Genomic DNA, 9484 nt, shown 5'->3' with positions numbered 1-9484 from the left:
CTTCTCGCCAACGCCGCTCCAGGACCGGCGAGCGCGGGAGTTTCCCCATGACGATGCCGCAGGATCCGACCTCGCCGTCAACGTAATCGAGAACGCAAGGCCGTCGCGACCGCCTCCTTTGCCAGGAGGCCGAGCCTCACCCTCTTGTTGGGTTTCACGCCCAGCCACCAGTCGAGCAGCGCGCCTTGGACGGCGAAATGCTCGACGTGAACGACGGTGATCCGCCCGTCGGTGTATGAAACGTCGTTGACGGTTTGCCAGAGACCGGGGCACGGGCTGGCGTTTCGAGGACGATCCGCCCGCGCGGCCATCCGTCGTATTCGGTCGATGCGATCATGGGCGGAGGCGATCCATACCGACGGGTTCTTCCTCCAACACGGCCGCGTAGCGCCGCGCATGATGTTCGGCAACGGCCTCGATTTACGGCACTTCGTTGCGCGCCCGTTGCCGAAGCAGAGGCGAATTCGGTCGGGCCGCCGCGACGCTGTTGTTGATGATCCACGCCCAAGGCTCGATGCCCTGCGGCACTCTCTGCTGGTCGCCGCTTCTTCTTACGCAACTGTTCCTGAGCAATGTGGGCGCGTCCGCCCCGGATGCGCCGCGCTCACGAATGAAATTCAACGGAGGTCGAGGCTATCCTCGTCCGAACCTGATGTTGGCGCCGATTCTGCTTCGTGCGGACGTGCCGCGTCGGTTACGGGTTATTCGGAATGCAGATACCGCTTGTCTATCATTTGCTCTCTCCCCGCAGACCGTTGTTGTTTCGGCCAAGATTGGCCGCAGCCTAAGAATTTGGCAATGATTTTCCCCGCGAAGATTCGCACGTGAAAATACCGAGGAGTTTCATAGGCCAACACACGCCCGTGTCTCGCGCCCGTCGCCTGCGACGCCGTATTGGAGCCGTTCATGTTGAAACCCGAAGCGACAGCTCTCCCCGAAGGCGAGGCTAGCGACGCCGCGCCCGGACCGGCTCCAGCCTTTCGCCGGCGGCGCGGTGATCGGCGCGCTCGGGGGCCTGATCGGCCTCGGCGGGGCCGAGTTTCGTCTTCCCTTGCTGATCGGCGTCTTCCGCTTCCGCGCTCTGGAGGCGGTCATACTCAACAAGGCGATGAGCCTGATCGTGGTCGCCGCCGCGCTGCCGTTCCGGGCGGCGACCGTGTCTTTCGCAGCCGTCACGGCGAATTGGCCGATCATAGTCAACCTGCTGGCCGGCAGCATGCTTGGCGCTTGGCTCGGCGCCGGCTGGGCGACGAAACTGAGTTCAAGAAATCTCTACCGCACCCTCGCGACCCTGATGGTGCTGATCGCCGGCGCCCTCGTGTTCGGACATGGCTCCACCTCCGCTTCCGCCTTGCTGTCCGGTTGGGGACTGGTGGTCGCCGGCATCGCCGCCGGCTTCTCTATCGGAGTCGTGGCCTCGCTGATGGGGGTTGCGGGCGGCGAACTCCTCATCCCCACGCTGGTGCTGCTGTTCGGGGCCGACATCAAGCTCGCCGGCAGCCTGTCGCTTGCCGTAAGCCTGCCCACCATGATCGTCGCCTTCACGCGCTACAGCCGCGACAGCGCCTTCGCGGTAATCGCCCAAAACACGCGCTTTGTCGTGGTCATGGCGTTCGGGTCGATCGTCGGCGCCTTCATCGGCGGGCGATTGCTGGGGATCGTCCCGGACCACGTGCTGCTGCCGGGCTTGGCGCTGATCCTCGTCGCGTCCTCGGTAAAGGTGTGGCGGCATGGGTGAAGCCGGTGAAGGCAGCGGTCCCCCACGCCATCAAGATTGACTGAACGGATGGCCAAGCGCCTCAGCCTCGGCCAAACGCAGACAGTCAGCCGGACTTTTCCAGCATTGACTCGCGCGATGTTCGCTAGCGCAGCGTTTCGACAGCTAAAGCTATCCCCTGACCGCCGCCGATGCACAGCGTGACCACGCCGCGCCGCAGTCCGTCGCGCGCCATCGAGTGCATCAATCGGGTGGTCAGGATCGCGCCGGAAGCGCCAATCGGATGTCCGTGGGCTATGGCGCCGCCCTCGACGTTGACGACCTCCTCGGACAGGCCGAGTTCGCGCGTGACGGCAAGCGCAATGGCGGCGAAGGCTTCGTTGATTTCGATGCGGTCGATATCCGCCACCGACCAGCCGGCCCGCTCCAACGCCTGACGCACCGCCGGCACGGGGCCGATACCAAACAGACCGGGCTCGACGGCGCCAAGGCCAAACGCGACGAGCCGCGCCATCGGCGCCAATCCGTTCGCCTCGGCAAAGCCCCGCTCGGCGACAATCATCGCTCCGGCGCCAGAATTCAGGCCTGGCGCGTTGCCGGCCGTAATCGTCCCGTCCTTCCGGAATGCGGGCTTCAATTTCGACAGGCTCTCGATTGTTGTCTCAGGTCTGTTGTGCTCGTCCCGGACAAAGGGCTCTGGACCCTTGCGGCCTTTCACCTCGACGGCCACGATCTCGGCGTCGAATTTTCCTTCCGCCTGCGCCGCGGAAAAACGCCGCTGCGAACGCTCGGCCCAGCGATCCTGGTCAGCCCGGCTGATCTGGTATTTCGTGACGAGGTCTTCCGTATGCCACCCGGAATGCTCGCCGGAAAATGCGTCGTTGAGGCCATCGCGCAGCATGGAGTCGAAAATCTCCGCGTTGCCCATGCGGTAGCCCCATCGCCCGCCACCCATGAGGTAGGGGGCGGCGTCCATGTTCTCCATGCCGCCGGCGATCGCCGCGTCGGAGAACCCCAGCCAAATGTCCTGGGCGGCGGAAGCGATGGCCTGGGCGCCAGACCCGCAGACGCGATTGACGGTCATCGCCGGCACGTTGACGGGGACGCCGCCATAAATTGCGGCTTGGCGGGCCGGATTCATCTTGTTTCCGGCCTGGACGACGTTGCCCATGATGACCGAACCCAGTTTTGCCGGGTCCAGTTTCGAGCGATGCAGCGTCTCGCGCACAACTGCGGCGCCGAGATCCACGGCAGGCGTCGATTTGAGAGCCCCGCCATAGGTGCCAATTGCGGTCCTGACGGGATGACAGAGGACAACGTCACGCGCTGACATGATTTCACTCCCTGAATGGGCGGTCGTCGTCACAGGCGACTACGCCGAAATTTACGCAACAACATAACGCGTATCCTCGGGGGCGGGATTGACATGCATCAAAGCGCATAAGCGCATTAGAGCGCATGCGTATGTCATGAAAGATCTCGTCTCGATTCTATCCGCCCTGGCGGAGCCCACCCGCCTCGCCGCTCTTCGCCTCGTCTGGGACGGGGAGGAGCATTGCGTCTGCGAGCTGATGAAGAAAATCGACGCCAGCCAGTCGCGCATGTCGCGGCACATGGCGGCGCTGAAGGTCGCCGGACTCGTCGTCGATCGGCGCGACGCGCAATGGGTGCGCTACCGCCGCAATCCGGCCCTCGCACAGGACGTCGTCGCCATTGTCGACGCGGTCATGGCGGCGATGCCGCAAGCCCGACAGGAGGCCGCATGAGCGCCGACACATCACAATCGCCGACTGTCATCTCACGGTCGTCGGCTCTTCCTGCGGCTGCGACTGTAGCAGCCGTCGCGCTCTGGTTCGTCGTCTACTGGAGGCTGGAGGATTTTTCCTCATGGATCGTCGGCCTTCTGCCTCTGCCTCAAGACGATCACCTCAAGGAGGCCGCGCGCTTTTTCGTCTACGACACGCCAAAAGTGCTGATGCTGCTGACCCTGGTCGTGTTCGGCATGGGCGTGGTCCGCAGCTTCTTTTCGCCGGAGCGCACCCGCGCGCTGCTTGCCGGCAGGCGCGAGGGCATCGGCAATATCGCCGCGGCCGGACTCGGCATCTTCACGCCGTTCTGTTCATGCTCGGCGGTGCCGCTGTTCGTCGGCTTCGTCTCGGCGGGCGTGCCCCTCGGCGTGACCTTCTCGTTCCTGATTTCCGCGCCGATGGTCAACGAAGTCGCGCTCGGGCTGCTGTTCGCCCTGGTCGGCTGGCAGGTGGCGCTGACCTATCTGGGCTTCGGGCTTGGCATAGCCATGGTTTCCGGCTGGGTGATCGGGCGCCTGCATCTCGAAGGCTGGCTTGAGGAATGGGTGCGGAACGTGCGCGCAGGCGCCGTCGAACTTCCCGCTGAATCCATCTCGGTTGCTGACCGCATCAAGGCCGGGATCGAGGCCGTGCGCGACATCGTCGGCAAGGTCTGGATGTGGATCATCGTCGGCATCGCCGCCGGCGCCTTCATCCACGGCTACGTGCCCAGCGAGCTGCTCGCCTCGATTATGGGCAAGGGCGCGTGGTGGTCAGTGCCCGCCGTCGTTCTGGTCGGCATACCCATGTATTCCAACGCCGCAGGCATCATTCCGGTGGTCGAAGCGCTGTTGGGCAAGGGCGTCGCCCTTGGAACGGTGCTGGCCTTCATGATGTCGGTGACCGCGCTGTCCCTTCCTGAAATGATCATCCTGCGGAAGGTGCTGACGACAAAACTGATCGCGGTATTCATCGGCGTGGTGGGGCTCGGCATCATCGCCGTCGGCTATCTATTCAACGCGCTATTCTCCTGAAAAAGGCCAATCTCATGAAAGACGTAAAAGTGCTCGGCCCCGGTTGCAAACGCTGTGAGACCACGGCGGAGATGGTGCGCGCGGAGGCCCAAAAACTCGGCGTCGAGGTCAAGGTCGAGAAGGTGACGGATTATGCGGAGATCGCGCAGTTCGGCATCGTCTCGACGCCGGGGATCGTGATCGACGGCAAGGTCGTTCACGCGGGCGGACTGCCCAAGGCCGAAGATCTGGCGAAATGGCTCGCCGCCTGATCATGGCAAACGTCCCCAGACCGTTCCTGATGTCGTGAGACCGAAACCATGAAAAAGGTGCAGGTGGTTGGTCCCGGCTGCAAGCGCTGCGAGGCGACGTTCGAGATGCTGCGCTCGGAGGCGCGGAAGCTTGGGACGGACGTCGTGATCGAGAAGGTGACGGATTACGTGGAGATCGCACGGTTTTGCTCGAAATTCGGCATCGTCTCGACGCCTGTCGTCGTGGTCGATGGCAAGATCGTTCACGCCGGCGGCATGCCGAAGGCCCAGGAGGTAGCCAAATGGCTCGGGTCGTGACTTCGGTTACTTCGGTTAGATAGGTGTCCTGGAGCGTCTTGCCGCTGTCAAACTTATCCGTTAGTCTGGATTTATGGATGAGATTAGGGCCATCGTGGCGCTGTCCGCCTTGTCACAGGCGACGCGCCTGCAAACCTTCAAGCTGCTCGTCGCCCGCGAACCGGACGGCGTTCCCGCGGGCGAACTCGCACGCCTGATCGGCGTGCCGCAAAACACCATGTCGGCGCACCTGTCGATCCTCGCCAACGCTGGCCTTGCCGCCGGCGAGCGTCACAGTCGTTCGATCATCTACCGCGCCGACCTGTCGCGCCTTCGCGAGGTCGTGCTCTTTCTCTTGAAGGACTGCTGCGGCGGCCGCGCCGACATTTGCGCGCCGCTGATTGCGGACCTGACGCCCTGATGCCCGCCAAAGGAGATGGAATTTGACTGATCGCGTTTACAACGTCCTGTTTCTCTGCACCGGCAACACGGCCCGCTCCATCCTGGCGGAGCGCATCCTGGCCAAGGACGGCGGCGGGCGCTTCCGTGCGTTTTCGGCCGGCAGCCATCCCAAAGGCGTCGTCAATCCGTTCGCCCTGAAGGTTTTGCAGTCGTTCGGCTATCCGACCGAAGGCGCCCGCTCGAAGAGCTGGGACGAGTTTTCCGGAGCCGAGGCGACGAAGATGGATTTCGTCTTCACCGTCTGCGACAACGCCGCGGGTGAGGCCTGCCCATTTTGGCCCGGACAGCCGATGACGGCGCACTGGGGCATTGAGGACCCCGCTGCCGTCGAGGGAACCGACATCGAGAAGGAGCGCGCCTTCGTCACGGCGTTCCGCTACCTGCGTAACCGCGTCTCGTTGTTTACCGCCCTGCCGATCGCCAGCCTCGACCGTTTGTCGCTTTCCAGCAAGCTGGCCGAGATCGGCCGTGGCGAGGGCGCGACGTCTCCGTCCGAAAAGTCCTCTGTCTGAACAGGCTCATATATGTCCGGCTTTGAACGCTACCTGACCCTCTGGGTCGCGCTCTGCATTGCCGTCGGCGTTGCGCTTGGCCACTTCTTTCCCGGCGTCTTCCATGTCATCGGCGCGGCGGAGATCGCCAAGGTCAATCTGCCGGTCGCCGTGCTGATCTGGCTGATGATCGTGCCGATGCTGGTGAAGATCGATTTTTCCGCCCTGTCGCAGGTCGCCGAGCACTGGCGTGGCATTGGCGTGACGTTGTTCGTCAACTGGGCGGTGAAACCGTTTTCGATGGCGCTGCTGGGGTGGCTGTTCATCGGATGGCTGTTCAAGAGCTGGCTGCCCGCCGACCAGATCGACTCCTACATCGCCGGTCTGATCCTGCTGGCCGCCGCGCCCTGCACGGCCATGGTGTTCGTCTGGAGCAACCTGTCCGACGGCGAGCCGCATTTCACTCTGAGCCAGGTGGCGCTCAACGACGTAGTCATGGTCGTCGCCTTTGCGCCCATCGTCGGCCTGCTGCTCGGCTTGTCCGCGATCACCGTACCCTGGTCGACGCTGGTGCTGTCGGTCGTGCTCTACATCGTCGTTCCCGTCATCGCCGCGCAAATCCTGCGCAAGGCGGTCCTGGCGTCCGGCGGCGAGGGGGCGCTGAAAAACCTGCTCAGCCGGTTGCAGCCCGTGTCGCTGGTGGCGCTGCTGACGACGCTGGTGCTGCTGTTCGGCTTTCAGGGCGAGCAGATCATCGCCCAGCCGGTCGTGATCCTGCTGCTTGATGTCCCGATCCTGATCCAGGTCTATTTCAACGCCGGACTGGCCTATCTGCTCAACCGCGTGACCGGCGAGGCGCATTGCGTGGCCGCGCCTTCCGCCCTGATCGGCGCCAGCAATTTCTTCGAACTGGCGGTGGACGCCGCCATCAGCCTGTTCGGCTTCAAGTCCGGCGCGGCGCTCGCCACTGTCGTCGGCGTGCTGATCGAAGTCCCGGTGATGCTGACCGTGGTCAAGATCGTCAACGCCACACGCGGTTGGTACGAGGCGGGCGCCGCCGTCAGCCGCCGCAAGATCGCCGATACGCAAGAGAGCCGGCATGCCTGAGGTCACCGACGTCGTCATCCACCACAATCCGGACTGTGGCACGTCGCGCAACGTCCTCGCCATCATCGAGGCCGCCGGCTATCGCCCGACCGTGATCGAATATCTCACGACCGGCTGGACCAAGCCGCAATTGCTCGGCCTGTTCGCCACCGCCGGCCTGACGCCGCGGGCAGCGCTGCGGACCACCAAATCGCCGGCGCAGGAATTGGGGTTGCTCGACCCGGCGATCTCCGACGAGGCCTTGCTTGACGCCATGGTCGCGCATCCGATCCTCGTCAACCGCCCCATCGTTTGCTCGGCCAAGGGCGTGCAGCTGTGCCGGCCCAGCGAACTGGTTCTGGACCTGCTCGACCGGCTGCCGCCGGGTCCGCTCGCCAAGGAAGACGGCCAGTTGATCATCGACGCTGCGGGCAACCGCGTCGGCTGACGATTACCCGCAGCACTTTTTGCGGAGTTGCGGCTTGGTCGCGCGCACGAAGGCGCTCATGAACTTGCCGTCCACCTGTTTCGCCAGGGCGTCCACATCAAGGCCCTGGCCCATCAGGAACTCTCGGGCGTCATCGACCTTGTAGATGCGCGTCGGCTCGATGCTGATCGCTTCAAAACCGACAGCGGCGAGTTTTTCGCGGAAATCGTTCTCATCGAGCGCACCGGCGATGCAGCCGACCCAGGCAAGAACGTCCCTGCGGATCTCTGCCGGAATGTCGCCGCGCGTGACCACGTCGGACACTGCGAACCGGCCGCCCGGCTTCAGAACGCGGAAGGCTTCGCGCAGCACCTTGTCCTTGTCGCCGGACAGGTTGATCACGCAGTTCGAGATGATCACGTCCACCGAGTTGTCCGGCAGCGGAATGGCTTCGATTTCGCCCTTTAGGAACTCGACGTTGGTCGCGCCGGCCTTTTCCTGATTGGCGCGGGCAAGCGCGAGCATTTCGTCGGTCATGTCGAGGCCGTAGGCCTTTCCCGTCGGACCGACGCGCTTGGCCGAAAGCAGCACGTCGATGCCGCCGCCAGAGCCGAGGTCGAGCACGGTTTCGCCCAGCTTCAATTCGGCGAGCGCCGTGGGATTGCCACAGCCGAGCGACGCCATGACGGCGGCGTCGGGGAGTTCCCCCTTTTCATGCTCAGCGTACAGGTTGGAGGTGATCGGATCGCAACCGTCGAGCACGGCGCCCCCTCCGCCGCAGCATGACCCTGAGGACGAAACGCGGCGCGCCGCCTCGGCATACTTTTCGCGGACGACGTCCTTGATCGCGGGGTCGGTCATTGCAACCTCCTATGCTTTGATGACGGCCTTGGGATTGACAGCTTTGTTGCGGGTGCAGCACTCCGCGAACAGAAAGCCCAGGATTTCCTCCAGCGCTTCGGTGCGGGCGGAATAACGCAAGAACGTGCTTTCGCGACAGACGGCGACCAGCCCTTCGTTCTTCAGCTTGTCGAGATGATGCGACAGGGTTGAGGGAGGAATGCCGAGTTCCGCGCCGATCTCGCCGACCACAAGCCCGTTCGGATGCGCGGCGAGCAGCAGCCGGATGATCCGTAGCCTAGCCTCAGTCCCCAGCGCCGCCAGCATGTCGGCGTAGCGTGCAACCTGATCGTCCACCAAAGGCTCCCTGTTCCATATTTCTATAATTGCAGAAATATCAAACGTCAACGCAAGGGAGCGGGACGTTTCAAGCTCGATCCGCAGTCGCGAGGACTTCGCGCCACCCCGCCGTTCGAGCAGGTTGCCAGAAAGTTCTCGATTAGATTGACTCCTCTTCCCGCGCGCCGCTGCCTGGCCGGTCGATGGCAGGAGAAAACAGCGTCGGGGCAACGTGTTGCGAGGAGTCAACGTAATCGAGAACGCGACGAGTCATTCTAATCGAGAACGGAGGGCCAGCGTAATCGAGAATCCATAAGGTGCTGGGGGAGGACCGCAAGACGCCTGCCGCGCCAGATCCATGGTCCGCAGCTGGTGCGGCCTTCACCCCTCCCCCGTTCGTCGCTCAGACCGCGCCCATCCCACAAGCTAAGACGGTGAAACCGACGTGCCCCTTGACGGATCGTCCGAACGACATCCTTTCCGCGTGGGCGGCCTTGGACGTGCTGTCGCGTGCCCAGCCCTATCGGTGCCGCAGCTGATAGGGCAGGCGGCCACGAGTGGCGGGTCGCCAATCTTACCAAGTTCAGAACGCCGCCGTAAAACGGCGAAGGCGAGAAGTACCGTCTGCTCACAGCAGTGGTGCTTCGGGGAGAGCGACAAGACAGAGCAGTTGGACAAGCGCAGCCGGTTTATCGTTATACCAAGTCTCCGAGAGACTGACTCGGCGGCGGATTCCCGAATCGGCTTTTGTTTGATTCAACAGGCGAACCTGGA

At 63.6% G+C, this 9484-nt stretch carries 12 protein-coding genes and 1 pseudogene; 9 read left to right on the top strand and 4 right to left on the bottom strand.

All coding sequences use genetic code 11. The annotated features are described in order from the left end of the window. Positions 1-77 precede the first annotated feature (77 nt). Complete coding sequence (locus GJ654_RS20495) at positions 78-311, bottom strand: hypothetical protein (RefSeq protein WP_155448038.1); 234 nt, start codon at positions 309-311, stop codon at positions 78-80. Between the two features lie 647 nt (positions 312-958). Here GJ654_RS20495 and GJ654_RS20485 point away from each other — a divergent pair. Next, positions 959-1738: pseudogene (locus tag GJ654_RS20485) on the top strand (sulfite exporter TauE/SafE family protein); the annotation flags it as partial. Between the two features lie 124 nt (positions 1739-1862). Here GJ654_RS20485 and GJ654_RS20480 read toward each other — a convergent pair. Beyond that, on the bottom strand, positions 1863-3050 hold the full coding sequence (locus GJ654_RS20480) for a thiolase family protein (RefSeq protein ID WP_155448037.1): 1188 nt from the start codon (positions 3048-3050) through the stop codon (positions 1863-1865). A gap of 136 nt (positions 3051-3186) precedes the next feature. Between GJ654_RS20480 and GJ654_RS20475 the strand changes: the two genes are divergently transcribed. The 8 genes from GJ654_RS20475 to arsC all read left to right on the top strand — a co-directional run bounded on the left by GJ654_RS20475 (position 3187) and on the right by arsC (position 7552). After that, the gene (locus GJ654_RS20475) at positions 3187-3483 is read left to right on the top strand and encodes an ArsR/SmtB family transcription factor (protein ID WP_155448036.1); all 297 of its coding nucleotides are present in this window, start codon (positions 3187-3189) and stop codon (positions 3481-3483) included. After that, positions 3480-4538 (top strand): permease, encoded by a 1059-nt coding sequence (locus GJ654_RS20470; protein ID WP_155448035.1) that lies wholly within the window; start codon positions 3480-3482, stop codon positions 4536-4538. Before GJ654_RS20475 ends, GJ654_RS20470 begins: the two co-directional genes overlap by 4 nt. Positions 4539-4552: 14 nt before the next feature. Then, positions 4553-4789 (top strand): thioredoxin family protein, encoded by a 237-nt coding sequence (locus GJ654_RS20465; protein ID WP_155448034.1) that lies wholly within the window; start codon positions 4553-4555, stop codon positions 4787-4789. A 48-nt stretch (positions 4790-4837) separates the two neighbouring features. Then, positions 4838-5086: a thioredoxin family protein gene (locus GJ654_RS20460; protein WP_155448033.1), complete on the top strand. Its 249-nt coding sequence runs from the start codon at positions 4838-4840 to the stop codon at positions 5084-5086. A gap of 73 nt (positions 5087-5159) precedes the next feature. After that, positions 5160-5486, top strand: coding sequence for an ArsR/SmtB family transcription factor (locus tag GJ654_RS20455; protein ID WP_155448032.1), 327 nt, complete (start codon positions 5160-5162; stop codon positions 5484-5486). A gap of 22 nt (positions 5487-5508) precedes the next feature. Next, a complete protein-coding gene (locus GJ654_RS20450) occupies positions 5509-6039 on the top strand; it encodes an arsenate reductase ArsC (RefSeq protein ID WP_155448031.1) in 531 nt (176 codons plus the stop codon). A gap of 12 nt (positions 6040-6051) precedes the next feature. Further along, on the top strand, positions 6052-7125 hold the full coding sequence (gene arsB / locus GJ654_RS20445; protein WP_155448030.1) for an ACR3 family arsenite efflux transporter: 1074 nt from the start codon (positions 6052-6054) through the stop codon (positions 7123-7125). Beyond that, complete coding sequence (arsC, locus tag GJ654_RS20440) at positions 7118-7552, top strand: arsenate reductase (glutaredoxin) (protein WP_155448029.1); 435 nt, start codon at positions 7118-7120, stop codon at positions 7550-7552. The genes arsB and arsC overlap by 8 nt, the downstream gene beginning before the upstream one ends. A 3-nt stretch (positions 7553-7555) precedes the next feature. Here the strand turns inward: arsC and GJ654_RS20435 are convergent, their stop codons facing one another. Together GJ654_RS20435 and GJ654_RS20430 are read right to left on the bottom strand one after the other, a co-directional pair. Continuing rightward, positions 7556-8392, bottom strand: a complete 837-nt coding sequence (locus GJ654_RS20435; RefSeq protein ID WP_155448028.1) for an arsenite methyltransferase — start codon at positions 8390-8392, stop codon at positions 7556-7558. A gap of 9 nt (positions 8393-8401) precedes the next feature. Further along, positions 8402-8728, bottom strand: a complete 327-nt coding sequence (locus tag GJ654_RS20430; RefSeq protein ID WP_264586325.1) for an ArsR/SmtB family transcription factor — start codon at positions 8726-8728, stop codon at positions 8402-8404. Between the last annotated feature and the right edge of the window lie 756 nt (positions 8729-9484).

Origin of the sequence: Rhodoblastus acidophilus (genome assembly GCF_009720655.1) — a bacterium.
GTDB classification, from domain to species: Bacteria; Pseudomonadota; Alphaproteobacteria; order Rhizobiales; family Beijerinckiaceae; genus Rhodoblastus; species Rhodoblastus acidophilus_A.
This window is presented reverse-complemented; position numbering and strand designations above follow the sequence as displayed.

What these genes read in the sequence shown, in the direction of transcription:
- GJ654_RS20460 (WP_155448033.1), top strand. Translation starts at nt 4,838, where the DNA reads ATGAAAAAGGTGCAGGTGGTTGGTCCCGGCTGCAAGCGCTGCGAGGCG.
- arsB (WP_155448030.1), top strand. Translation starts at nt 6,052, where the DNA reads ATGTCCGGCTTTGAACGCTACCTGACCCTCTGGGTCGCGCTCTGCATT.
- GJ654_RS20480 (WP_155448037.1), bottom strand. Translation starts at nt 3,050, where the DNA reads ATGTCAGCGCGTGACGTTGTCCTCTGTCATCCCGTCAGGACCGCAATT.
- GJ654_RS20455 (WP_155448032.1), top strand. Translation starts at nt 5,160, where the DNA reads ATGGATGAGATTAGGGCCATCGTGGCGCTGTCCGCCTTGTCACAGGCG.
- GJ654_RS20470 (WP_155448035.1), top strand. Translation starts at nt 3,480, where the DNA reads ATGAGCGCCGACACATCACAATCGCCGACTGTCATCTCACGGTCGTCG.
- GJ654_RS20435 (WP_155448028.1), bottom strand. Translation starts at nt 8,392, where the DNA reads ATGACCGACCCCGCGATCAAGGACGTCGTCCGCGAAAAGTATGCCGAG.
- GJ654_RS20495 (WP_155448038.1), bottom strand. Translation starts at nt 311, where the DNA reads ATGGCCGCGCGGGCGGATCGTCCTCGAAACGCCAGCCCGTGCCCCGGT.
- GJ654_RS20475 (WP_155448036.1), top strand. Translation starts at nt 3,187, where the DNA reads ATGAAAGATCTCGTCTCGATTCTATCCGCCCTGGCGGAGCCCACCCGC.
- arsC (WP_155448029.1), top strand. Translation starts at nt 7,118, where the DNA reads ATGCCTGAGGTCACCGACGTCGTCATCCACCACAATCCGGACTGTGGC.
- GJ654_RS20465 (WP_155448034.1), top strand. Translation starts at nt 4,553, where the DNA reads ATGAAAGACGTAAAAGTGCTCGGCCCCGGTTGCAAACGCTGTGAGACC.